We start from the raw sequence: 21,694 nt of genomic DNA on the forward strand, positions 1-21,694 counted from the left end.
TCTGGCCTTCGGCCTCCACAGGATGCGCCAGAGGCGCGCCGCTTAGCTCAGACGTTGAGGCTGAAGAAAACCTGTGGATTGCTAAGTTTTGATGGGATCAAGGAATACAGACGAGGAGCGGTCAGCATGCCGCGCTTCAATCCTTATAACCACGATCAAAATGCCATGGTGGTGGTCAACTACTAAGATCAGCCGCAGCCCGGTACCTTTGCGCACAAGCTAAACTTACCCGTTTTCCATGCCAAGTACCGCAACGACGCTATCGGTCGGCTGGCTATGATGCAGTTATTCTATACATTCAGCTTTTTCAAGGCGATACATCGATACCATGACGAGAAAAACACTAGGTTTGAAGGTAAAAAGAGAGATAGATGCCAAGCCCGCCGACGAGGTTGACGATCAATTCCCCAATGATCCCGAAAAACGTTTTTTAAATGGCGTTGCTATTCATCCTTCCCCCCGCATTGCTTTAGAGCCTGGCTCTCAAGAGCGTACTGTGCGAGCGATGGATTTGATTACGCCCATTGGTATGGGGCAACGAGGGTTGATTGTGGCGCCGCCAGGCTCTGGCAAAACGACGATGTTAAAACATATCTGTCAGGCCGTGACTGAGGCTCATCCGGAAATAAAGCTGTATGCCTTACTGATTGATGAACGCCCTGAAGAAGTGACCGATTTTAAGCGCAGTGTGTCGGCAGAAGTACATGCATCGTCTTCAGACGAAACCTACACGCACCATGTGCGTATGGCCGATAAACTCCTTGAGACGGCACGTAAGCAAGCAGGCGACGGTCATAATGTGATGATTGTGATCGATTCTCTTACGCGGCTCTCGCGCGTTCATAATGTCGAGCAGCGAGGTAATGGTCGCACTATGTCGGGTGGGCTGGATTCCCGAGCGATGGAAATACCCCGAAAACTGTTTGGCGCTGCGCGAAAGATCGAAAACGGCGGGTCGCTCACCATTCTGGCCACCGTGCTGGTGGATACGGGAAGCCGTATGGATCAGGTGATTTTCGAGGAGTTTAAGGGCACGGGCAATATGGAACTCGTGCTGTCCCGGGATGTGGCCAATCAACGGATTTTTCCGGCGATAGATATTGCTAAAAGCAGTACCCGTCGAGAGGAGCTTTTGATTGATGCAAAAGATATTGAAAAGGTAAGGACATTACGTAGAGGTTTGACAGCGCTGAAGCCAGTAGAAGGCGCGCAGAAGCTGCTTGCGTTATTGGATAAATATCCCACTAATGCCGAACTGTTAGATGCATTTTTACCGGATTCGTGAAATATCGATAATAAAGAAGCCCACCCTTTTAAAAGATGAGCTTCTTGGGTAAGTTTTAACGATTACTTTATTTTCTGTAATTCAAGTTTGATTCAGGTACTGCTTTTCGAACCGGGAACCCTGCAATCTCTTTGCGCTCAATAATGCTTTTTAAGCGTCTTTCAATAGCGCAAAGATTTTTAAAGTCACTCATGTCGACTAAAGAGATGGCTTCACCTGAGGCGCCCGCGCGGCCGGTTCGACCAATGCGGTGGATGTACTCTTCTGGCTGAAAAGGTAAATCGTAATTCACCACACGACTCAATTCATCAATATCCAAACCACGCGCGGCAACTCCCGTGGCGACCAAGTACTTTAGCTCGCCAGATTTGAACTGGGCCAAAATCTTTTCGCGCATTGCTTGGCTTCTATCGCCATGGATAGAGTCCGCTGTGATGCCGCGTTTTTCCAGTTGAGCAACAAGCTTGGCCGCATTGTGTTTTTTCTCGGTAAAAATGAGCGCCTGATCCCATTGTTGCTCGTTGATCAAGTGGCTCAACAAGGCGGACTTAGTGTCTTTGTCGACGGTGATGAGCCATTGTTTGACATTAGCGGCGGCGCGGACGTTGGGAGAAATGGATATTTCAGCCGCCAGATCGGTCATCTGGCGATCCGAAAAATCGTAGGCGAGGGCGCGAACGTCGTCTGTAATGGTAGCCGAAAACAGTAGGTTCTGACGGTCTTCAGGCAGGCGATCTATGATTTTATGGATATCGTCGGCAAACCCCATGTCGACCATTCTGTCCGCTTCGTCCAGTACCATGACTTTAAGTTCGTCAAAATGCAGCGCACGCTGATGCGCCAAATCAAGCAATCTGCCCGGCGTGGCGACTAGAATATCCACTCCTTTGATTAGGCGCTCTTTTTGCGCTTCGGTATCCACACCGCCATACATCGCCATCGAGGTTAGGTGCGTGTGTTTAGCGTATTGAGCCACATTGGCTTCGACCTGAACCGCTAGCTCACGGGTCGGCACGAGAATCAGCGCACGTATCCGCTTGCCACGTAACGTGCCCGCGTTACTGAATCGCTCTAGCAGAGGAAGAACAAAGGCAGCGGTTTTACCTGTGCCTGTTTGTGCGGTGGCGATTAAGTCGTTACCCGAGAGAATGGCAGGAATCGCTTGTTCCTGAATGGGCGTTGGCGTGTTGTAACCTAGTTCGGTAATCGCTTGAACAAGAGGACTGGATAATCCTAGTTTTGAAAATGGCATTAGGAGCTCTGACCGATGGTCGTAAGGTGTGTCGAAAATGAAAAATGATTCAGTATAGCGTAAAAGCAGCCGCTCGTTGCTCGAACAGGGCAATTAGCTTCATAGTGCTGAACGGCGACTTTTGTGATGAAATTAAAGGCATTCATTAAATAAATGGTAAGTGATGCTTTATAGTACGCTAATGTTGGTCAGAATTAGCTTTAAAATTGGAGAGATAACATGGGTGATATAGGATTCATTTTTGGAATGATGGGAATGTCGATGGGCATCTTGGGGTTTGTCTTTGGCATCCTTTCATTTTCTAAAGTTGTTAAGCTAGAGAAGAAATTGGCGAAAGTGGAGTCTCAGGGTAGTTGAAGTTAAATCGTGAGTGAGCGAAATAAAAATTCAATTAAATTCAATAGTTTAGATCGTTTCACGTTTGTTCCTCGCACCATTTATGGCAAACGTTAATCCATATGCAAATGAACCCTGTCATTCAAGAAGAAATATCCGGCTGTGGCATCGCAGCATGCGCTGCTCTTGCGGGCATTACCTATGCACAGGCGAAAGAGACAGCCAACGCCATGGGTATCTATGCCGAAGACACAGCGCTTTGGTCAGACACCGAGTACGTCCGTAAGCTCTTGCGTGCTTTGGGGATCACGGCTGCCCCTACGGAGACGCCATTTGATACCTGGGAGCGCCTTCCAGATAAAGCACTGTTGGCGATCAAATGGCGCATGGAGCAGGGCAGACCTTTCTGGCATTGGGTGGTGTTTGCTAGAAGCGAGCGGGAAACCGTTGTGACTTCGGGCGCATCAAGCCCAAGTGGTTCATCCGTGTAGTTTAAGGCTCGACAGCTATTATTGAGGTCTACTCTTAAGGACTACTCTTAAGGTCTATGAGCTAGCGCTTGGTTCTTGCTGGGCTCTCGCTTTCTGTTCTGCTTGATCCAGAAGCACCGGGCCGCTACCTGATTCCGCCAGCTTGTCGTCCGGATTGTAGAGCGGGCAACTGGTCATACTCAAACAGCCGCAGCCGATACAGCCAGCCAAGTTACTACGTAGCTTTTGTAGATAAGCAATCCGGCCATCGAGCATCTGCTGCCAGTTTTTTGAAAGCTGTTGCCAGTCTTCAACCGTCGGTGTGCGGTTATAGGGCAGTGATTCAAAGGCCCGCTTGATCTCTTCCAGGCTGACGCCGACTTTCTGCGCGGCTTTAATCACCGAAATCCGCCTAAGTACTTCTGGTTTATAACGGCGCTGGTTGCCCGCATTGCGCCAGCTTTGGATCAGGCCTTGCTGCTCGTAAAAGTGCAAGGTACTGACTTTAATGCCGCAGCGCTTTGCCACCTTGCCCACACTCCAAATAGCCTCTGCCATCACTCACCTCTGAATCTTTTTTGCCATTTTTTCCCAAAAAACACTTTACCTCAAGTGAAGTTGAGGTTTTATCCTGCCATTTCACTTAACGCAAGGAGACTCTTATGTACTTGGAACACGTTAATCTGGTCGTTGATGATATGGATGCCATGTTGGATTTTTACCGCGCCGTATTCCCCCACTGGCGGGTGCGAGATGAAGGCCATGGTGAGTGGTATGGCAAGCCACGCAAGTGGATACACTTTGGTGATGATGAACATTACTTGGCGTTAAGCGATCACGGCGAAGGGGAGAACCGTGATCTGGAAGGCCATAGCGTTGGGCTGGCCCATTTTGCTTATGTAACCGATAACCTTGACGCCGTTGTGGCCAGGTTAAATAACGCGGGTTTTGCCATTGCCAAACCAGGAGCAACAGAGCCGTTTCGTAAAAATGTCTACTTTGTCGATCCGGCTGGGTTTGAAGTTGAGTTTGTCGAGTATCTGAGTGATATACCGGCTGAACGGAATTTAAACCGCGATGCTCAGAAAACGGCAACGTAGGAGAGGTGGGCAACTGCGGGGTTGGTAATCAAGTCAGCACAGCGTGCTCTTGATAAGCAGGGGTATTTAAGCAATAACGAGCCAGGAAGCCTCTTTTGTAAAACTTAAAATTTGGGGTTTGACAATGAAAATAGATGTCGGCTTTACGCACATTGCGTTATCAGCAAGTAACTTAGATAAGAGTGTTGATTTTTATCAGCGCTACGCCAATATGGCTGTCATTCATGAGCGAACAGATAAGGAAATTGACAAGCGGGTCGTTTGGTTGTCGGATAAATCACGCCCATTTGTATTAGTGCTAGTACAAAACAGTAATCCGGTTCCTATATTAGGGCCTTTTGCCCACCTGGGTGTTGGTTGTAAAAGCAAGCGTGAAGTAGATGATTTATGTGACCAAGCTAGGCGCGAAGGCATATTGTCCCGGGAGGCGACGGATAGCGGCTATCCGGTAGGCTATTGGGCCTTTATAAATGATCCAGATGGCCATGTTTTAGAAATTTCGTATGGACAGGAAATCGGTTTAACGGTTGAAAAATCGGACACTTAGGGAGCCGCAGTAACCACCTTCGTATCCGAATCCTCTGTTAGTAGCTAGCACCCAAGTTCACCTGTGCATGGCGCTAAGCGATCATGGCGAAGGGAAGAGCCGTGATCTGAAAGGCCACAGAGTTGGGCTGGCCCATGTTGCTGATGTGGCCGATAACCTTGACGCCGTTGTCACCGGTGAACTGTGGTCAAAGCAGCCTTGGGCAAACAAGACAGCTGAGTACGTAGGCTGGGCTTACCGCTCATTTGGTAGACTGCTTATTAGATGAATGGGGTAGATTTACTTTTAATTAGAATAATATAATATATTGCGTTAACAGTAAAACTACAGGAGCTTTCAGTGAGAATTGAAACCAAAAAAGGAATATTGGAAGGCGAGTGGCACTACTTAACCCAATGGAAGGAGCAAGTTTTTCCTGCAGAGGGGCGTGGTAAAGAGTGGTCCCCTGTTTCTTGGCATAGCATCGTCTACTCGGAGGAGAAGAACCCTATTGGCCACATTGGCTTTGATAGCTTTGAAGTCCTCATCGATGCTGTGCCTCGTTTAGTGATTGGTATTGGTGAGGTTGTTGTGAGGCCAGAATATCAAGGGCAAGGCATTCCAGCTCTACTGTTTAACGAAGTTCATCATCAGGCGAGCAACCATTTTGGAACTGGAGTATTTACGCTTTTTTGCCCGTCTCGGCTAGTTTCTTATTACGAAAGACATGGTTATCAGCGGCATTCTGGTGCCGTTTATTTTCTGCAGCAAGGTGAGACAGTGCTTTCTACCTTCGAGTTTATGCATCGTGGTGACTTGACCCCAGTTGGAGAGGTAGTTTTACAAAGCGAACCTTGGTGATTAAGAAGTTTTTAACAACAGGTAGTCGCCATAGGCTTAGATGACTGATCTTTAGTATGTCTCTTCGTATATCTCTGTGAACCTAGATCTGATGAATATTGAAATAAGAAATGGAGCGCTAGAATTGGAGACAAGAAAATCATCGCGCTTAATGATTATTGATGAACATGGGCGCTTGCTACTGTTTTTATACAAAGATGAGCATCAGGCGCCATTTTGGGCAACCGTTGGCGGTGAACTGAGGCCAAGTGAGAACTACGTCGAGGCTGCGAAACGCGAGTTATATGAGGAAACAGGCTTAATACAGGACGTCGATGAAATGTTAAGAGAACGAGATGACGTCTATGCCGTTGCACGGTCGGTGCCAGCACGTTGGCTTGAGAAGTACTTCTTGGTTAAATGGCCTGCCAACAGAGAGGTATTTGCTGCAAAGTGGACTGATGAGGAGAAGAGTACGATTCAAACGTGGAAATGGTGGAGCTTGGACGAGCTACTCGAAAACGAAGCCTCTCTCTTCAAACCTGATTGGATTCCTGATTTGCTTCGCTCTGTGCTGCAGAGATAATATTTATCAAACGATTCTCAATAGTACCTTAGTCGCAGTTGACCATCAGTAAGGAATATCTTGATGATTCGCAAATATCAGAAAGCGGATATGGATCAAATTTTAGATATCTGGCTTTCAGCATCGGTTAAAGCACACGCCTTTATTGAATCAGCGTTTTGGGAATCAAAAGTTAGCGAAATGCGTGATGTCTATCTCCCCGCCTCGGAGACCTTTGTATTTGAGTCTGGGGCTCAAATAGCTGGATTTTATAGCCTGTATGAAAATACGTTGGCTGCTGTTTTTGTGGCACCAAGCTTGCAGGGTAAGGGCGTGGGCACAGCGCTGATTGATTATGCCAAGAGCAGAAGGGAGTGTTTGCAACTGACGGTCTACCGTGAGAACGATCCAAGTATCCATTTCTATAAGAAGCATGGATTTATTTCATTGGGGGAGCAGATGGATGAACGAACTGGTCATCCAGAGTTGGTTATGGAGTATTACGGTTAACAGCGGTGAAACAGCGGCTAATCAGTGGGTTGGGGTTGGCTTGGCATTGTGTACCCAGGAGTGTTCGATGAAAGGTGAGTGTCTATGTGGAGAGGTAGTGTTTGAAATTGAGGGTGAGTTACCAAACCTCTACCAATGTCACTGTTCCTTGTGTCGCAAAGCGACGGGATCTAACGCTAACGCTGCCACTTTTGTGGAAGGCAAGAGCTTTCGCTGGATTTCAGGTCAGTCGAACATCTGCTCTTTTCAAAAGCCAACCGGCTATCGGAGTGATTTTTGTTCAGGCTGCGGCAGCCCGGTGCCCAACAGGTTGAGAGACACCGATTTAATATGGGTTCCAGCCGGTTTACTGGAGGAGATGGCGGTTGCTCAAGTGGCTGTGCATCTCCATTTTTCTTCGTCCGCCTTGTGGGCGCAAGAATCCGATAACTGTATTCGGCTGGCCGGTGGCCCCGATAGTCTGGAGTCGCTTAACCAGGCATTGCGGAGGAGAAGCTGTTGAGCGAGACGAAATCTTTACCATGAGGCTGAAATGCCCTCCAATGCTTCCAGCATGCGGTTTAATGGCGCTGCCAGCTAAAGATGACCTCACAAGCAAAACATACCAATATTCCAACACAGAAACCGTCAAATGAACGCCCGTGGAGCCGTCTCCAAAGGGTATAATGTCATCTGCCACAGTAGGGTGGCTTCGCTACAAGCGTTATATTTCAGCAGGTTAATTTGCTTGTTACTATTTTTAAATAGAGAAAAGGTAGTCGTTCATGATCAATACCAAAATATACAAGGCAGTTTACGAACTGGCTGAAAAACTCATGAAGGCTGCCGATAAAGAGGATAGAGAGGCTTTCGATGCGCTCTATGCGCAGTTGGAAGCGATCTGCACCGAGAACGAAAATAGCGATAAAGATCACCCAGAACAGTGGGAAACCCTGGCTGATTTTACTGAAGAGCTTGATGAGGCGCTGGCTGTTTACGAGAAAGCCTTCGAAAAAGCCGTCGCGATTAATTCCAAAGACCACATGTCATCGATAGCTTTCTCCATGGCAAAATTGCAAGTTGAACTGGGTCAGACCGACGCGGCGATCAGCAATCTTAAAAATGCCCAGATCACTGCCAACAAGATTGAAGATGGCGAGCTCAAAGATGAAATTGATGAACTGCTTGAGAAGCTGACGGCAGGCTAGGCTTGCTAGGTTACTGATTTTCCGATTATTCATCCGATTATTCATGATAGACGCAGATGCACATAAAGCCTCATTGTGCTGGGTTTGCCTAAGACTAGGGACACTATTTTGACCAATAACGATATTTTTCGCCGCATACGTTACACCTTCGATTTAAAAGACAGCACCATCGTGGATATCTTCGCCTTGGCAGAGGTCAGCGTGGCTCAAGAGCAGGTCACTGCCTGGCTGAAAAAGGATGATGACGACGCCTTTGTCACCATGAAGAACCGAGAGTTGGCGGCGTTTTTGAACGGCTTTATTAGCTTTAAGCGTGGCAAGCGCGAAGGGCCTCAGCCCGTGCCAGAGTCGCAGTTGAACAACAACATGGTGTTCCAGAAGCTGCGCATCGCGCTGAATCTAAAGGCTGACGATATTTTGGCAGCGTTTGAATTGGCTGGCTTCAACATAAGTAACCATGAATTAAGTGCGTTTTTCCGCAAGCCGAGCCATAAGAATTATCGCGAGTGCAAAGATCAGGTGCTGCGCAATTTTTTGCTCGGTATTCAGCTTCAATTGCGGCCAAATCAGGCTGCTTCTAGCTCAAGCACTGAGTCCTGAGTTCATAGCTTTGGCTTCAGTGAGTTCAAAAGAATTGAAGCCCTCGTTGAGTTTTCAGCTTCTTCGCCACATCATCGCCACGCTTAACCTCTTCATTGAGCTGCCCCCACTGCTGGTAGCTGCTTTTATCAAACGTTGAGGCCGATAAAGCCCAGCGAGGATCGTCACAGGGGAGAAGGTTTGTGATCAAGCAAGTAGGCAGGGTTAAAATTCAACCTAAGCACAGGGCGACGTGTCACTGCGGCATAGTGGAGCTCGCACTTGATTTGCCTGAAGGGCTTGTCGACCCGAAAAGGTGTAACTGTTCTATTTGCAGGCGCAGAGGCGCTGTCATGGCCTATGTGCCGTTGAGCGGCCTTCGCGTTCTCCGCGGCGCTGAGCATTTAAAGCTATATCAGTTCAATTCGAGCGTCGCTAAGCACTACTTCTGTTCAAACTGCGGCGTCTACACTCACCACCAAACGCGCTCCAATCCCAATGTGTATGGATTTAATGTCGGGTGTTTGGAAGGTGTTAATCCCTATGACTTGGACGATTTGCCGGTTAGCGACGGTATTAACCATGAATCTGATCAATAGCAGGGGATAAGGAAGGCGTAATTTTATGGTTTGGTTGGTTCTGTGCAGCTTCATAGCTAAAGACAGCCATACGAGTAAGGCATTCAGATGGATCATGAAGCGGTGATCAAACGCTGGGTGACGAACGATCCGGTGCGGATGGAGGCGCTTACTATAGCGGCTGCTCAGAAACTACCGGGTTGGTGCCTCGCCGCTGGATTCGTTAGAAATTTAGTGTGGGACAAGCTACACGACTTTTCATCGAGTACGCCGCTAAACGACATTGATTTAATTTACTTCGATCAACAAGATATGAGCGATGCTCGTGACCGGGAAATTGAAGGCGAGTTAAGGGCCGCTTCGAAGCTCCCGTGGTCGGTAAAGAACCAAGCAAGAATGCACGAGCGAAATAGGGACTGCCCGTATACCTCAACGGAAGATGCCATGAGTTTCTGGGTTGAAGTAGAGACGGCCGTAGGTGCTTCAATGGCTGATGATGGAGAAGTCATTATTGTGGCTCCCTTTGGTGTTAAGCCACTGTTTGACTATACCATCACATTAAATCCCAAAAGGCCAAAGCGAGTAGATTTTGAGGCCCGCATATATAGCAAGCGGTGGTTGAAAACCTGGCCTAGACTGGTCGTAAATACCTAATATGAAGTAAATGGTTTTTAGAGTATATGTAACGCCTTGGCTCCGTTGATAATTAGTTATCAGGTATGGTGGGCAATAACTCTTCCCGTTAACATCATAGCAGCGAAGGTCTCAGCCAATGTTGAAAGGCATTACAGCCAGTAAGCCGCTAGGTGGCTAAACCCCAGCGGCTATATCAACGCCAAATATTGAATCAATTAAACAATTTTCTCACCACTACTTTTCATGCTTATTACGTAAATAATAAACATGATCAGCGAGCCCATGACAAAACACCATACGCCTACGGTTGCGTAGCTCGCAAAAGCGGGAAGAAACAAAAGACTGCCAAAGAAGAAAAATAAGCTTGATAAGAGACCGAGTAGGTTGGGTAGCTGTTGATGCTGTGCCATCTCACTGTTCATTTTATTTCCTTGTCTGCAATATTACTTTCAAGTGCTTCATCGGGCTTAAATAGTGATGTCGGGTGAAAACTGAAAGCCTACCGATATCCGATTCCAACTGTTGATTTGGACAATAATGGCGGTGAGGTCAATTAGCCCCTGCTCACCAAACGCATCTAGTGCGTTTTGATAGTCGCTGTCACTTACCGCTTGCTGGCTGACATGGGTTAGTGCTTCGGCCCAGGCGAGCGCGGCGCGCTCTTGAGTGCTGAAGCAGGGAGCTTCACGCCAAGCAGGCAATACATCCAGGCGCACCTGGTGCTCGCCGTCGTCTCTGGCCTCTTGCGAATGCATGTGCTGACAAAAGCAGCAGTGATTAATTTGCGAAACCCGCAGGTTTACTAAGTGAATGATCGAGCGATTAACCGTTGAGTCTGAAGCAACATTGCCTAAGGCGGTCAGGTTCTTAGCTAGGCGTGGTACAAGGCGATACACTGACTGTTGAGACATACGAGTAGACATGTGGGTGACCTCGATGAGTAAGTTGGGAGCTCAGCTTAACGTCGAGGTTTTTTTATGCCTTGTAAATTTGCGACAGTTTGCGTTTGCGATAGGCGGCGGGTGTTTCATAGGCAAGTGATTGGAAGGCGTGGGTGAAGTGAGCTTGGTCATAGTAACCGCATTGCAGCGCTATTTCCGCTAGAGGCAGTGTGGTTGCAAGCAATCCGTGGCGGGCACGGTTTAGCCGGGCATAGGCGACTAATTGGCCGGGGGTAACGCCCACCTCGCGCTTTAATTTGCGTTCCAGGGTACGTCTGGTAAACCCTAGCGTGGTACCTAACTGTTGGGGTGGAAGTTGTAGCTCTCTAATGGCTTGAACAATCGTAGTGATACGGCTATTGGCAGGTGGCTGGCTCTTTAGTCGATCTAACAACCATGTTTCCAGCAGGCGTAATCCCTGTTGTGAGTCCAACTGGTAGAGGCGCTCTACCACAGGCATTAATCCTTGCAACCTTAATTTTTGCACACTTAGTTCTTCAAGCTCGTTATCCATGCGATGGTATGTATCTGTGAATGCTTCGGGTAGTAAGCCCAGCAAGCTGTGGGCGCCTGCCGCTTTAAAGCGAATGCCCAAACAGGGTGTGGTTGTGTCGAGTGTTTCTATTAACGTTCGCCTGTTGAAACAGAGTGTGATGAGGGGGCGGGAGCTGGAGAGTTTAATGCTAAGACTAGCCCCTGCATCGGGGTAGAACTTTTCGGTTCTGGGTTCAGTGAGGTGACCTGGAGTTCCCATTGACCAAAAGCATTGAACCCAAGGCGTTAATCGCCTATCAGGCAGGCGATGCCGGAAGTTTAGATAGTCAGTGTTGCTGGGCAGAATGAGGTCAGTCATGGCGTCAGTCAGCGATAGGTTTTACCAATAGTAGCTCTTATTGCCTCAATCAAGCAGTTTTTGGGAGCAGGCCCGCCGCCACACGCTAGGCGGCGTATTTTCCTGGCGAGCCCAACTGCGCCTTAGCTGACGTTCATCACCGAACCCGGAGGCTTCGGCGATGCGTGCTAGCGTCCAGGTCGTTTCGGTCATCAACGCTTTGGCTCGCTGCAGGCGTAACCCCATAATATAGTCGCCAACCAGCATGCCGGTGAGGTTTTTGAATTGCCGGCGGAAATGGCGCTCGCTCATGGCGGCCTGAGCCGCCAGCGTTTCAATTGGCCACCTTTGAGAGGGCGCGGCGCAGATGGCATCTTGAACGCGATGCAGCCGTTCATCCACATGATTGCGGCCCTCAAGCCAGGCGCCCAGTTGAGGCTCCTGACCGCTGCGGCGAAGATACAGCACCATTTCCCGCGCTACCGCCAAGGCCAGTGAATGGCCGCAAGCACGGGTCAGCCAGTAAAGCATGGTATCGATCCCCGTTGAGATCCCCGCGCTGGTTAAATAGCGACCGTCCTCGGTAAAGATACAATCACTTTGTACTTTTGCTTGAGGGGCTTTGGACTGCAATTGCTCGATTAGCGTGTGGTGGGTGGTACAGCGTCGCCCCGCTAACAGACCAGCATCCGCCAGTAACAGCGTGCCGGAGCAAACGGTCATTAGCGTATCCGCACAGTGGGCATTCGCCTTGAGCCAAGCGATACACTCTTGTTGTGCCATTGGCTCAAGGCTATTGCGATACTGCCCCGGAATCAGCAGTAAATCTTGAGGGTGAAGCTGTTCAGGTAGTGGGTCAATGCCGCTAAGGGTAAGCGGCCCTAACCACTGCATGGCCGACTTGGGGCCGATATAGCGTACTCGGACGTCTATTGAGAGCCGATCGGCGCACTGCAAAACCTGTAGCGGGCCAATCAAATCAAGCGGCACCTGGCCGGGCATCATCAGTACCGCCACCCGCAAAGTGGTGGCTCTTCGGGATGGCGGTTGGCTATTTGATTGCTCTTCACTCACGCGTGCTTTGCCATTCGTTGACCATGTCTTGTGTATTGATAATACGCGCAAAACGGCCTTCAAGTACCAGTTCGGTGCGCGCCTTAATATCATCCGCTGACCAGGTGACACCTTGGCGCGTCATAGGGAACGTCAGGGTAGCGTCGCTGATAAAGTCGACGCTAAAGCCCAAATCCGACGCTACTCGGGCGGTGGTTTCACAGCACTGCTCGGTACGAATACCACTAATCGCCAGCCGTTCAATGCCACGCTCCCGTAACCAGCCTTCAAGCGAGGTGTCGGTAAAGGCGTTATGGACACGTTTATGATAGGTCACCACTACTTCATCATTAAAGCCATCAAGCGGACGAATCAGGCCATTCTTGGGGTCAAAAGCTCCTTGACTGCCAGGCTCTTCATGCAGAATGCGGATAACGGGAATACTGTTTGCCTGTGCGGCGTTAAGCACTGCGCGCTGCTTGGGACGCCATGCCTGAGCCAGCGATTCTACCCAGTAATCGCGGGCGGGAAAGGAGGCTTGAACGTCAATTAATAGCAAGGCGGTATTAGGCTGGCTCATGGCTAATCTCATTGTGTTGAAGTGAGGTTACAGATTAGCTTTTCTACATTCAGCCAACGATGCGTTGGCCGGTCACAAAGGGGGCAATTTCGGCCATGGGTGGCCAATGTGTTCTAGCGGACAGCACGGCAGGGGGATTCGTAGATACAAACAGGGTTTATTTCTTCACACAGACAAAAATAGCGTTCCCTGAGGTGTTCTCCCAAGGGATGATTTTTTCATAGTTATGCTCAAACAGATGAACCTCGAAGTAGGGCTCTAAAAGTGTCACTAACTCTGCAAAGCTGACCGCCACCATAGGGTGCTCATCGTTCCACACCTGCGTTCCATCAGCGTCCGTCTTTTCAATACTAAGCCTGAGAGACTGCTTTTCACCCTGCCCGCTATAGTGCCATCCGGAGCGGAACGTGAATAATTCACTACCCTGTTTGGCACTATGTTTAACGAATAGACCGTTATCAATTTTCTCTTTATCGACAGCGTTAAAACAGAAAACACCGCCAGACTTGAGTGCGCGGTGCACACTGGTCATGCACATCTTTAGCTTTTCAATACCAGCGTTGTAGTGGATTGAGTATAAAAAGCAGGTAATTAGGTCGAGGGGTGCGCTCACCTCGAAGCTGCCCATATCTTGCAGGGTGAACTGGGCTTCTGGACAACGTGTGGCGGCGATATCCAGCATCGGTTGGTTGATATCCAGTCCGCTACTGGCATAGCCGAAATCAATGAAATGGCGCACGTGTGGGCCGGTGCCACAGGCTAAATCCAAGTGTGCGGTTTCGCCGTTACCGAAAATCTGCTGCAGCCTATGAATGGCGTTGCTTTGCGCGGGGTAGTCGATATCTACACACATTAAATCGTAGTAGCCAGAGAGGTCGGTATAGAGTGCGTTGAAGGACATGTTCGCCTAATGGTGGGAGCTAAAGAGGGTAGGGGCGCATAGTAAACGAAATACCGCCTGTGACCCTAAAGAACCCCTGGCGATGACCGATATATATCTAAGAGCATCGAGATTTCTCTGCTCGATCCTAGATGCCAAGAGTGCCTGCTATGCCGAAAATATTGTCCTTACTATTCGCCCCCTTGCTCCTGATGCTATCCACGCAAGCCCTCTCTCATAAAGATGATGCAGAGGCGGCGGCGTTGGCGTGGCTAGAATCCATCGATAGTGGGCAGTATGAGCAGGCCTGGGAATCCTCCTCTACACTCCTAAAAAAGCCGCTTTCACCGCACATGCTGGAGCGCACGATTGGTGCTGCGCGTCGTGACTTTGGCGCTGTACAGTCGCGTCGCCGAGTGGGTATTGTGCGCCAAACCTCTATGCCAGGGGCGCCAAGTGGTGACTACACGGTACTGACATTCCAGACGAGTTTTGAGAACAGACCGCAGATCACGGAAACCATCACTCCGTACCTGGAAGAGGGGACGTGGAAAGTCAGTGGTTATTACGTGAACTAACTTACTCTTAAAAACGTATTACAACCCTCCCCAGGTCAACATGATCCCCTTGGAGCAGGCTCGTTTTACTCGTCCATCCTGCCATCACATTGTTCATGACGAAGCTCAACGTGGCTGCTACGTTAAATAGATGACCTTGTGTAGATCGCCGTGGATCAGCTCCAGATTCTCAGATGGCGTTAAAGGTGTTGAATGCGAGGAGTGGGTATGCAATCCCTTTCTCTCAAATCGCACTGGCTCTGGTTGATAGTTGCCGGTTTGCTAATGGTTACCATGTCGTTGACGTGGCAAGCCATGGCGCAGTCCTCGTCGTCCAGCGTTCTGGTACTCAATATCGAAGGCGCCATTGGCCCGGCGACCAAGGACTACTTTGAGCGTGGGCTTGATAAAGCCCGTGAGCAGGGGAGCGAAGTGGTGATCGTCGAGCTCGATACCCCTGGCGGGTTGGTCGATACTACCCGCGACATGATTCGTGAAATGCTCAACGCTGATATTCCAGTGGTGATGTACGTTTCCCCCAGCGGAGCGAGAGCGGCAAGCGCGGGCACCTATCTTCTTTATGGTAGCCATGTGGCGGCCATGGCCCCCTCGACCCATCTCGGTTCGGCCACGCCGGTACAAATGGGCGGCGGGTTTCCCGGCAGCGATGACGGCGAAGAAGATAATTCGGCTGAGGAGTCGGATGGCGAGGGCAGCGCCATGGAACGCAAGGTGGTGGAAGATGCGGTGAGCTTCATCCGCAGCCTGGCGGAACGCCATGATCGCAATGCCGATTGGGGTGAAGAGGCCGTGCGCAATGCGGTCAACCTCACTGCTAGCGAAGCGCTAGAGCAGAACGTCATCGATGTGGTGGCGCGTGATCTTGACGATCTACTTGAGCAGGTTGACGGCATGAGTGTGGTCATGGAAAGCGGCGAGTCCACCCTCGAGACTGCAGGCCTCACCATTGAGCGCTTTGCCCCTGATTGGCGCACCCAGGTGCTATCGCTGATCACTAATCCCAACATCGCCTTTTTCTTGATGATCATCGGCTTTTACGGACTGGTTTTCGAGCTGGCCAGTCCCGGCAGCCTGTTCCCAGGCACCATTGGCGTGATTTGCCTGCTGCTCGCCCTGTTTGCATTTCAGGTGCTACCGATTAACTACGCCGGGCTTGCGCTGATGGTGGTCGGGCTGGCGCTGATGGTGGGCGAGGCCTTTATGCCTAGCTTCGGTGTGCTGGGGGTTGGCGGCATCATTGCCTTTGTACTTGGCTCGGTAATGCTGATGGATGCGGAGCATCTTGCCATTTCGCTACCGCTCATCGGTGGTGTGGCATTGATGTCTGGAGGGCTAATGCTGTGGACGTTAATACGCTTTTCAACCCTGCGCCGTCGTCCGGCACACAGCGGTGCGGAGCAGTTAATCGGCGCAGAAACGGTGGCACTGGAGGATTTTGAGACCAGCGGCCATGTTCAGCTGCATGGCGAGCGCTGGAACGCAGTAAGCGATGCGCCAGTCAAACGAGGTGAAAAGCTGGTGGTGATGCGCCTTGAAGGCTTGACGGTATATGTGACGCACCGCTAGTGCCCACTTTCTGACATAACCGACCCACTGCTAAACGAGGTGCCTAATGATTATTTCGTATTTAGTTCCTGTCGTGCTGGTGGTGATGTTGATCGCTGCCTCTATCCGCATACTGCCGGAATATAAACGCGGCGTAGTGTTTTTTCTGGGCCGTTATCAGACAGTGAAAGGGCCTGGGCTGGTCATTGTGATCCCCGCCATCCAGAAGATGGAGGTGGTGGATCTGCGCGTCATTACCATGGACGTACCGGAACAGGACGTGATCTCTCAGGATAACGTCACCGTTAAAGTTAATGCGGTGCTTTACTTCCGCGTCGTCGACCCAGAAAGAGCGATCATTCAAGTCGAGAATTTTACCCAGGCGACCAGTCAACTGGCACAGACCACTTTGCGCTCCGTGCTGGGTAAGCATGATCTGGATGAGATGCTTTCCGAGCGGGATAAGCTTAACGACGATATCCAGGAAATAATCGATACTCAAACCGAAGCATGGGGCATTAAGGTCGCCAATGTTGAAATCAAGCATGTGGATCTGGATGAGAGCATGATTCGCGCTATCGCCCGCCAAGCGGAAGCTGAGCGTGAGCGCCGCGCCAAGGTCATTCATGCCGAAGGGGAGCTTCAGGCTTCCAAAAAGCTGGTTGAGGCCGCTAATGTCATGCAGGAAAACTCGGCTGCACTGCAGCTTCGCTATCTGCAAACCATGAGTGATATGAGCAACAAGAACGCTTCGACGATTGTTTTCCCATTACCGATGGATATCATGGAGGCCTTTAGGGATATGAAGGCTAAGCATGTCTCGCCGGTACAAAACGTCGATAAACCTGACCAGTGACACTGGCGTAAGCTTTTAACCAACTTGGATATCCAATGCCGCTGATTGCAGACACCCCCAAGCCCCCTTACTACGCGGTTATTTTTACCTCCCTCCGCACAGAGGTCGATGATGGCTATGACGCCATGGCGGCAAGAATGGTTGAGCTTGCAGCGCAGCAGCCGGGATTTTTAGGGGTGGAGTCTGCCCGCAATGAAGTAGGTGTAACGGTCTCTTACTGGGCCGATTTGGCATCTATTAAAGCGTGGAAAGCCCATGCTGAGCATCAAGAGGCTCAGCGGCTAGGCCATCAGCAGTGGTACCAACACTTCAAAACCCGTATCGCCAAAGTGGAACGAGATTACGCAATTTAGCGACTGCCAGCAGTTCCATTGCCTAAAACACCAGCCTAGCCAGTGCCTGCATCCCTAAAGCTATCGCCAGTACAGCGGCTCCCGCCACCAAACTGGTTACCAAGGCATGGCGTTTCCATAACACCAGCACGCCATGCCCAAAACGGTGAACCAGCCAAGCCAAGCCGAAGTAACGCAAGCCACGGGCGATTAACGTCGCCAGCACAAACAGCATAATCGGGTAGCCGGAAAGTCCGGCGGTAATCATCGCCACCTGGAAAGGAATCGGCAGTATTCCAATGGCTAAAATCGCGGCAAAACCGTATTGATCGAAGAAGGCTTGGAAAGATTGATAGCTCTGTTCCATACCCATAAATTCAATAAACCACGTACCCACAGACTGATAAAGTAATAAGCCAATACTGTAGCCAATCAGTGAGGCGATGAGACACCCAGCGGTGGTGACCGTGGCCAGCAACCAAAGCCGTTGCCTATTGACGGCCATCAGCGGGATCAACACCAGCTCAATAGGTATGGGTAGAATAATAGTCTCCAAAAAGGAGAGGGTGCCCAGTAGCCACAGCATATTCTTCGAGCGGTTAATGCGCTCAAACCACTGCTTAGTGCGTTTGGATGCCATGGCCATGCAGGTCTCTACACTTCGGGATTAATGCGGCGATAGATAGCTGCTAATAGGCTGTAGAGTCCAAACGCGAAGAGTCCCAGCGCGACAAAACCAAGCAACCACTGACCGAAGGGCTGGCTTCGCAGGGTACTAAACACTTCACCCATGCCACCTGCTTCATTGGGGTCGATTTGATAAGCGGCGATGATGAAAAAGCTGCCCACGATCACAAACACAACGCCACGAATCACCAAGCCGAAACGACAGATAGGATAGGCCCACTGTTGCGTCTGTGTCGGCATAGAGAAGTGTTTGTCGAATTTGGCCTTATAACCTTTAAATGCGTGGGCGATGCCTACGCCAATCATGATGAAGCCAACTCCGCCTACCAGCCAGCGCCCGAAAGGCTGCTGCATCAGCCAACCCGCCACACCTTGGGAACCACCACCGGAATCCCCAGAAGAGCCCGCCAATTGAAAGATGAGCGTGGCGGCAAAAAATGCCAGCAGCGTGTGGGTAATGGCGCTCGCTAATAAGCCTGCGCGAATCGCTAAACCTTTGGCGCCGTTGCCGTGATGGTCGGCGTCTTTAACTGCTTGGATGATCCGCCACATCGCGTAGCCCACCAAGCCGATGGCCATAAGGGCTAACAAGACTTTTCCGAAGGGGGCGGTGAGCACGCGTTCTAAGGCACCCCGACTGCCTTCTGTTTGGCCGCCTTGCCCAAAGGCTGCCAGCGCTGCAAGGCCGCCGACTAATACATACACAATGCCCAGAGAGGCGTAACCCATGCGGGCGAAAAGGGTAATCGCATCACGGTGGTCGGGGTTATTCATACTATTGGCCATGGTGTCCTCCTGACATATTAGGCGTTGCGCATCCCTATGCAATCTAGTTCATATAGCGCTTATCAGCGGCCCATACTGGCCTTGTGCTGTGCTATTGTCCAGCCTAGGCCAAGCCGAAATGTGGAAGGCTATTTGTGAATAACACGAGCAGAACATGAGTACAATTTCGTCACCTATTTTCTGGCGGGATGCGCGTATGCCCTATGTAGAGCTGCGCAAGATTAGCGACGCGCGACAAGTTTGCTATGCGCCGCAAAGCCATACGCATTGGTCTCTAGGGGCCGTTACCGCAGGTAAAAGCACTTTTTGCTATCGCGATGCGACGCATCAGATTAGTGCGGGAGACATCGTTATGATGAACCCCCACTGGGTGCACGCCTGCAACCCCATTGAGAACCAGCCCTGGGCGTACATGATGCTCTACGTCGATACCGAGTGGCTGAGTGAATTGCGTTACCAATTGGGTCTGTTGAATACGCCGTATTGGCAAGATATCGCCACCGCCGTCATTACCCAGCCAGCGCTTTATGCCGGGTACTGCGATATGCCTGCTTGTTTGCTGGATGAACACCGCGAGATTGGCGCTAAGCAAACGGCGCTCGTCGAGTACTTGTCCACCATGATGCAAGTGCTTGCTCAAGAATCCCACGCGGTATTGCCCCCAGCGCCCAGTGCGCTAGAACAGGTCGCGGCCTATTTGCGTGCCAACTGTAGCGCTGATATATCGCTAGAACGCCTATGTGAGCAGTCCGGCTATAGTGCTGGGCACCTGATTCGCGCCTTTAAACAGCACTTCGGACTAACACCCCATGCTTACCTGATTAATCAGCGCATTCAGATGGGGCAGAAAGCGTTAAAACAGGGGCAGCCTATTGTTGAGGCGGCTTTGAACGCTGGCTTTAATGACCAGCCCCACTTTCAAAGAACATTCAAACGGCTGGTAGCCGCGACACCCAACCAGTATCGTTATCCGCTACTCAATCAGTAAGACAATAGCGCTAGCCGCCAGGCAGATAGCGAGTGCGCGGTTAATCGTTAGTAAGATGATAGGACGATGAACATAGCGTTTCAGAAAAGCACCTGCATAGACCCAACTGGCCAGCGATAGCCAGCAAATAGGCAGATAGAGGCTGGCGAACAGCCATAGCAGATAGGGCTCATTAGCAGTGGTGTAGGCGCCAATGCCGGCGGCAGACGCCAACCACGCTTTGGGGTTGAGCCACTGCATCATGGCGCCTGCCCAAAACCCCGGTGCGTTGTCGGCGCCTCTTTCCTGTACGCGACCATCGTGCTGCAACAGCTGATAGCTAAGGTGGAGTAAAAAAATAATACCTGCCCAGCGTAAAAGCACTTCCAGCAGCGGCGCTACACTCAGCAGTGAGTAAAGACCCGCACCAATGGCTAAAAACAGCGCAACGAACCCCAGCGTAGCGCCGGTTACAAAAACAAGCCCTTTAGTAATGGGGTAGTGCGTACCGCTACTCAAACAAACGATGTTGACCGGCCCCGGCGAAATAGACGCGGCAAGCGCAAATGCGGCCATGGGTAAGGCTGTCGATGCTAGTAAGACGCTCATTGTCATCCTCCTCGGTGGTGACAGGAGTTTGCAATGGCAACGGCTGGCGGTATTGCACAAAATTGAGGTCGTTGTTTAAAGTGTTGCCCTGCTAATGCCCAAAAACCGACCAGCCGGTGCGCTGCACAAACATTTCGAGCGCCTGGGTGCCCAACAAACTGTTGCCGTAGGCATCCAGCCCCGGCGACCAAACGGCTATGGAGCCATGGCCCGGAGCAATCGCAAGAATCCCTCCGCCCACACCACTTTTGCCAGGCAGGCCGACGCGAAAGGCGAACTCCCCCGAGGCATCATAGTGCCCGCACATCATCATTAGTGAATTGATACGCCGTGCACGCTGGGGGGCTACCACGCGAATGCCACTGGGTTTGTTGATACCATCCGAGGCCAAAAACAGCCCGGCATGGGCTAACTGCTCACAGCTCATGGCGATGGCACACTGGTGAAAATAGGTGCCTAGCACCTTATCGACATCATGGCGCAGGCGACCAAAGGCTTTCATAAAGTGTGCCAACGAAGCGTTACGGTCGCGGTGGGCCATCTCTGAAGCGGCCACTGCGTGGTCGAAGTAAATGCTGTCGTCATTGGCGATATAGCGCACAAAGCTAAGAATCTCGCCCAGTGTCTCTTTGGGCTCATGGCCCATCATGATCGCATCGACCACCGCAATGGCCCCGGCATTGATAAACGGATTACGCGGTTTGCCGCTTTCATGCTCTAGCTGAACGATGGAGTTGAACGGATCACCCGAGGGTTCGCGGCCCACTTTCGACCACAGCGAATCACCCACTTGCCCTAGTGCAATGGTCAGCGTAAATACTTTAGAGATACTTTGAATCGAGAAAGGCGTGGTAGCACAACCTGCCGAGTACACTTTGCCATCCACCGTGGCGAGCGAAATGGCGAACTGCTGTGGGTCAACATGGCCAAGTTCGGGAATATAGTCTGCGACCTTACCGCGTTCTTCGGCGTTTGCCATGGCTGCGGCAATGTCATTGATCAAGTCTTGCATGGGCGTATCGTGTACCGTCAATGGAGGCGGGGCATTACCCTAGCGAAAACGAGTGGAAATGTCTGTTAAACATAGCGTCTCTTTTAAACATAAACTGTCTGAATACCCGCCAGTGCGCAAGATTCGGGTCGGCAACTCGCCCGTGAAGGCTTAGGCTGAAAGGATCTAAGCA

The 21,694-nt window shown here is 50.7% G+C and carries 29 protein-coding genes and 2 pseudogenes; 18 read left to right on the forward strand and 13 right to left on the reverse strand.

Features of this window, described 5'->3' with window-relative positions; genetic code table 11:
• The first annotated feature begins 328 nt into the window (after nt 1-328).
• Nucleotides 329-1,285 carry a transcription termination factor Rho gene (gene rho / locus JI62_RS09080; RefSeq protein ID WP_088699854.1) on the forward strand — a complete coding sequence of 319 codons (957 nt, stop codon included), beginning with the start codon at nt 329-331 and terminating at the stop codon, nt 1,283-1,285.
• Nucleotides 1,286-1,352: 67 nt separating this feature from the next.
• Here the strand turns inward: rho and JI62_RS09085 are convergent, their stop codons facing one another.
• Complete coding sequence (locus JI62_RS09085; protein WP_088699855.1) at nt 1,353-2,537, reverse strand: DEAD/DEAH box helicase; 1,185 nt, start codon at nt 2,535-2,537, stop codon at nt 1,353-1,355.
• A gap of 219 nt (nt 2,538-2,756) precedes the next feature.
• On the opposite strand from JI62_RS09085, the gene JI62_RS22610 reads away from it, so the two are divergent.
• Both JI62_RS22610 and JI62_RS09090 read left to right on the forward strand, forming a co-directional pair.
• Nucleotides 2,757-2,894 (forward strand): hypothetical protein, encoded by a 138-nt coding sequence (locus JI62_RS22610; protein WP_170938518.1) that lies wholly within the window; start codon nt 2,757-2,759, stop codon nt 2,892-2,894.
• A 107-nt stretch (nt 2,895-3,001) separates the two neighbouring features.
• Nucleotides 3,002-3,369, forward strand: a pseudogene (locus JI62_RS09090) (hypothetical protein).
• A gap of 49 nt (nt 3,370-3,418) precedes the next feature.
• On the opposite strand, the gene soxR reads toward JI62_RS09090, so the two are convergent.
• Nucleotides 3,419-3,901, reverse strand: a complete 483-nt coding sequence (gene soxR / locus JI62_RS09095; protein ID WP_088699856.1) for a redox-sensitive transcriptional activator SoxR — start codon at nt 3,899-3,901, stop codon at nt 3,419-3,421.
• A 104-nt stretch (nt 3,902-4,005) separates the two neighbouring features.
• Here soxR and JI62_RS09100 point away from each other — a divergent pair, with 104 nt between their 5' ends.
• The 10 genes from JI62_RS09100 to JI62_RS09150 all read left to right on the forward strand — a co-directional run bounded on the left by JI62_RS09100 (nt 4,006) and on the right by JI62_RS09150 (nt 9,882).
• The gene (locus JI62_RS09100; protein ID WP_088699857.1) at nt 4,006-4,443 is read left to right on the forward strand and encodes a VOC family protein; all 438 of its coding nucleotides are present in this window, start codon (nt 4,006-4,008) and stop codon (nt 4,441-4,443) included.
• Nucleotides 4,444-4,567: 124 nt separating this feature from the next.
• Nucleotides 4,568-4,990, forward strand: a complete 423-nt coding sequence (locus tag JI62_RS09105; protein ID WP_088699858.1) for a VOC family protein — start codon at nt 4,568-4,570, stop codon at nt 4,988-4,990.
• Nucleotides 4,991-5,329: 339 nt separating this feature from the next.
• On the forward strand, nt 5,330-5,830 hold the full coding sequence (locus JI62_RS09115) for a GNAT family N-acetyltransferase (protein ID WP_170938519.1): 501 nt from the start codon (nt 5,330-5,332) through the stop codon (nt 5,828-5,830).
• A 91-nt stretch (nt 5,831-5,921) separates the two neighbouring features.
• Nucleotides 5,922-6,395, forward strand: coding sequence for an NUDIX hydrolase (locus tag JI62_RS09120; protein ID WP_240513189.1), 474 nt, complete (start codon nt 5,922-5,924; stop codon nt 6,393-6,395).
• 63 nt (nt 6,396-6,458) lie between these two features.
• Complete coding sequence (locus JI62_RS09125) at nt 6,459-6,884, forward strand: N-acetyltransferase (RefSeq protein WP_088699862.1); 426 nt, start codon at nt 6,459-6,461, stop codon at nt 6,882-6,884.
• Nucleotides 6,838-7,386, forward strand: a complete 549-nt coding sequence (locus tag JI62_RS09130; RefSeq protein ID WP_240513190.1) for a GFA family protein — start codon at nt 6,838-6,840, stop codon at nt 7,384-7,386. Before JI62_RS09125 ends, JI62_RS09130 begins: the two co-directional genes overlap by 47 nt.
• A 262-nt stretch (nt 7,387-7,648) precedes the next feature.
• A complete protein-coding gene (locus JI62_RS09135) occupies nt 7,649-8,071 on the forward strand; it encodes a Replicative DNA helicase (protein ID WP_088699864.1) in 423 nt (140 codons plus the stop codon).
• 108 nt (nt 8,072-8,179) lie between these two features.
• Complete coding sequence (locus tag JI62_RS09140; RefSeq protein WP_088699865.1) at nt 8,180-8,671, forward strand: DUF1456 family protein; 492 nt, start codon at nt 8,180-8,182, stop codon at nt 8,669-8,671.
• Between the two features lie 248 nt (nt 8,672-8,919).
• Nucleotides 8,920-9,249, forward strand: a complete 330-nt coding sequence (locus JI62_RS22870; protein WP_276206560.1) for a GFA family protein — start codon at nt 8,920-8,922, stop codon at nt 9,247-9,249.
• A gap of 87 nt (nt 9,250-9,336) precedes the next feature.
• Nucleotides 9,337-9,882, forward strand: a complete 546-nt coding sequence (locus JI62_RS09150) for a nucleotidyltransferase family protein (protein ID WP_088699867.1) — start codon at nt 9,337-9,339, stop codon at nt 9,880-9,882.
• Between the two features lie 197 nt (nt 9,883-10,079).
• Here the strand turns inward: JI62_RS09150 and JI62_RS09155 are convergent, their stop codons facing one another.
• From JI62_RS09155 to JI62_RS09180, 7 genes and pseudogenes are all read right to left on the reverse strand, one after another.
• Nucleotides 10,080-10,286 carry a YrhK family protein gene (locus JI62_RS09155; RefSeq protein WP_088699868.1) on the reverse strand — a complete coding sequence of 69 codons (207 nt, stop codon included), beginning with the start codon at nt 10,284-10,286 and terminating at the stop codon, nt 10,080-10,082.
• Between the two features lie 45 nt (nt 10,287-10,331).
• Complete coding sequence (locus tag JI62_RS09160) at nt 10,332-10,787, reverse strand: carboxymuconolactone decarboxylase family protein (RefSeq protein ID WP_088699869.1); 456 nt, start codon at nt 10,785-10,787, stop codon at nt 10,332-10,334.
• A 52-nt stretch (nt 10,788-10,839) separates the two neighbouring features.
• The gene (locus tag JI62_RS22875) at nt 10,840-11,292 is read right to left on the reverse strand and encodes a helix-turn-helix domain-containing protein (protein ID WP_240513192.1); all 453 of its coding nucleotides are present in this window, start codon (nt 11,290-11,292) and stop codon (nt 10,840-10,842) included.
• Nucleotides 11,293-11,337: 45 nt separating this feature from the next.
• Nucleotides 11,338-11,658, reverse strand: a pseudogene (locus JI62_RS23125) (DUF6597 domain-containing transcriptional factor); the annotation flags it as partial.
• Between the two features lie 45 nt (nt 11,659-11,703).
• On the reverse strand, nt 11,704-12,711 hold the full coding sequence (locus tag JI62_RS09170; RefSeq protein WP_088699871.1) for a GlxA family transcriptional regulator: 1,008 nt from the start codon (nt 12,709-12,711) through the stop codon (nt 11,704-11,706).
• A complete protein-coding gene (locus tag JI62_RS09175; RefSeq protein ID WP_088699872.1) occupies nt 12,704-13,270 on the reverse strand; it encodes an isochorismatase family protein in 567 nt (188 codons plus the stop codon). The genes JI62_RS09170 and JI62_RS09175 overlap by 8 nt, the downstream gene beginning before the upstream one ends.
• Before the next feature lie 157 nt (nt 13,271-13,427).
• On the reverse strand, nt 13,428-14,171 hold the full coding sequence (locus JI62_RS09180) for a class I SAM-dependent DNA methyltransferase (RefSeq protein WP_088699873.1): 744 nt from the start codon (nt 14,169-14,171) through the stop codon (nt 13,428-13,430).
• A gap of 149 nt (nt 14,172-14,320) precedes the next feature.
• Between JI62_RS09180 and JI62_RS09185 the strand changes: the two genes are divergently transcribed.
• The 4 genes from JI62_RS09185 to JI62_RS09200 all read left to right on the forward strand — a co-directional run bounded on the left by JI62_RS09185 (nt 14,321) and on the right by JI62_RS09200 (nt 17,482).
• A complete protein-coding gene (locus JI62_RS09185) occupies nt 14,321-14,728 on the forward strand; it encodes a DUF4019 domain-containing protein (RefSeq protein ID WP_088699874.1) in 408 nt (135 codons plus the stop codon).
• Between the two features lie 207 nt (nt 14,729-14,935).
• Complete coding sequence (locus tag JI62_RS09190; RefSeq protein ID WP_088699875.1) at nt 14,936-16,294, forward strand: NfeD family protein; 1,359 nt, start codon at nt 14,936-14,938, stop codon at nt 16,292-16,294.
• Nucleotides 16,295-16,340: 46 nt separating this feature from the next.
• A complete protein-coding gene (locus JI62_RS09195; RefSeq protein ID WP_088699876.1) occupies nt 16,341-17,129 on the forward strand; it encodes a slipin family protein in 789 nt (262 codons plus the stop codon).
• A gap of 35 nt (nt 17,130-17,164) precedes the next feature.
• Complete coding sequence (locus JI62_RS09200; protein ID WP_088699877.1) at nt 17,165-17,482, forward strand: antibiotic biosynthesis monooxygenase family protein; 318 nt, start codon at nt 17,165-17,167, stop codon at nt 17,480-17,482.
• Between the two features lie 22 nt (nt 17,483-17,504).
• Here the strand turns inward: JI62_RS09200 and JI62_RS09205 are convergent, their stop codons facing one another.
• Nucleotides 17,505-18,107, reverse strand: coding sequence for a YqaA family protein (locus JI62_RS09205; protein WP_088699878.1), 603 nt, complete (start codon nt 18,105-18,107; stop codon nt 17,505-17,507).
• Between the two features lie 8 nt (nt 18,108-18,115).
• The gene (locus JI62_RS09210; RefSeq protein WP_088699879.1) at nt 18,116-18,934 is read right to left on the reverse strand and encodes a DUF1206 domain-containing protein; all 819 of its coding nucleotides are present in this window, start codon (nt 18,932-18,934) and stop codon (nt 18,116-18,118) included.
• Between the two features lie 154 nt (nt 18,935-19,088).
• Between JI62_RS09210 and JI62_RS09215 the strand changes: the two genes are divergently transcribed.
• On the forward strand, nt 19,089-19,922 hold the full coding sequence (locus tag JI62_RS09215; RefSeq protein ID WP_088699880.1) for an AraC family transcriptional regulator: 834 nt from the start codon (nt 19,089-19,091) through the stop codon (nt 19,920-19,922).
• Here the strand turns inward: JI62_RS09215 and JI62_RS09220 are convergent.
• The gene (locus JI62_RS09220) at nt 19,908-20,516 is read right to left on the reverse strand and encodes a LysE family translocator (RefSeq protein ID WP_088699881.1); all 609 of its coding nucleotides are present in this window, start codon (nt 20,514-20,516) and stop codon (nt 19,908-19,910) included. The two genes, JI62_RS09215 and JI62_RS09220, sit on opposite strands and share 15 nt — an antisense overlap.
• Before the next feature lie 85 nt (nt 20,517-20,601).
• A complete protein-coding gene (locus tag JI62_RS09225; protein WP_035579934.1) occupies nt 20,602-21,522 on the reverse strand; it encodes a glutaminase in 921 nt (306 codons plus the stop codon).
• Between the last annotated feature and the right edge of the window lie 172 nt (nt 21,523-21,694).

The sequence above is a fragment of the Halomonas campaniensis genome (assembly GCF_002211105.1).
Lineage (GTDB): Bacteria > Pseudomonadota > Gammaproteobacteria > Pseudomonadales > Halomonadaceae > Vreelandella > Vreelandella campaniensis_A.

Coding starts and splice junctions, on each gene's coding strand:
- rho (WP_088699854.1), top strand. CDS start 329: ATGACGAGAAAAACACTAGGTTTGAAGGTAAAAAGAGAGATAGATGCC.
- JI62_RS09085 (WP_088699855.1), bottom strand. CDS start 2,537: ATGCCATTTTCAAAACTAGGATTATCCAGTCCTCTTGTTCAAGCGATT.
- JI62_RS22610 (WP_170938518.1), top strand. CDS start 2,757: ATGGGTGATATAGGATTCATTTTTGGAATGATGGGAATGTCGATGGGC.
- soxR (WP_088699856.1), bottom strand. CDS start 3,901: ATGGCAGAGGCTATTTGGAGTGTGGGCAAGGTGGCAAAGCGCTGCGGC.
- JI62_RS09100 (WP_088699857.1), top strand. CDS start 4,006: ATGTACTTGGAACACGTTAATCTGGTCGTTGATGATATGGATGCCATG.
- JI62_RS09105 (WP_088699858.1), top strand. CDS start 4,568: ATGAAAATAGATGTCGGCTTTACGCACATTGCGTTATCAGCAAGTAAC.
- JI62_RS09120 (WP_240513189.1), top strand. CDS start 5,922: ATGAATATTGAAATAAGAAATGGAGCGCTAGAATTGGAGACAAGAAAA.
- JI62_RS09125 (WP_088699862.1), top strand. CDS start 6,459: ATGATTCGCAAATATCAGAAAGCGGATATGGATCAAATTTTAGATATC.
- JI62_RS09130 (WP_240513190.1), top strand. CDS start 6,838: ATGAACGAACTGGTCATCCAGAGTTGGTTATGGAGTATTACGGTTAAC.
- JI62_RS09135 (WP_088699864.1), top strand. CDS start 7,649: ATGATCAATACCAAAATATACAAGGCAGTTTACGAACTGGCTGAAAAA.
- JI62_RS09150 (WP_088699867.1), top strand. CDS start 9,337: ATGGATCATGAAGCGGTGATCAAACGCTGGGTGACGAACGATCCGGTG.
- JI62_RS09155 (WP_088699868.1), bottom strand. CDS start 10,286: ATGAACAGTGAGATGGCACAGCATCAACAGCTACCCAACCTACTCGGT.
- JI62_RS09160 (WP_088699869.1), bottom strand. CDS start 10,787: ATGTCTACTCGTATGTCTCAACAGTCAGTGTATCGCCTTGTACCACGC.
- JI62_RS09175 (WP_088699872.1), bottom strand. CDS start 13,270: ATGAGCCAGCCTAATACCGCCTTGCTATTAATTGACGTTCAAGCCTCC.
- JI62_RS09180 (WP_088699873.1), bottom strand. CDS start 14,171: ATGTCCTTCAACGCACTCTATACCGACCTCTCTGGCTACTACGATTTA.
- JI62_RS09185 (WP_088699874.1), top strand. CDS start 14,321: ATGCCGAAAATATTGTCCTTACTATTCGCCCCCTTGCTCCTGATGCTA.
- JI62_RS09190 (WP_088699875.1), top strand. CDS start 14,936: ATGCAATCCCTTTCTCTCAAATCGCACTGGCTCTGGTTGATAGTTGCC.
- JI62_RS09195 (WP_088699876.1), top strand. CDS start 16,341: ATGATTATTTCGTATTTAGTTCCTGTCGTGCTGGTGGTGATGTTGATC.
- JI62_RS09200 (WP_088699877.1), top strand. CDS start 17,165: ATGCCGCTGATTGCAGACACCCCCAAGCCCCCTTACTACGCGGTTATT.
- JI62_RS09205 (WP_088699878.1), bottom strand. CDS start 18,107: ATGGCCATGGCATCCAAACGCACTAAGCAGTGGTTTGAGCGCATTAAC.
- JI62_RS09210 (WP_088699879.1), bottom strand. CDS start 18,934: ATGGCCAATAGTATGAATAACCCCGACCACCGTGATGCGATTACCCTT.
- JI62_RS09215 (WP_088699880.1), top strand. CDS start 19,089: ATGAGTACAATTTCGTCACCTATTTTCTGGCGGGATGCGCGTATGCCC.
- JI62_RS09220 (WP_088699881.1), bottom strand. CDS start 20,516: ATGACAATGAGCGTCTTACTAGCATCGACAGCCTTACCCATGGCCGCA.
- JI62_RS09225 (WP_035579934.1), bottom strand. CDS start 21,522: ATGCAAGACTTGATCAATGACATTGCCGCAGCCATGGCAAACGCCGAA.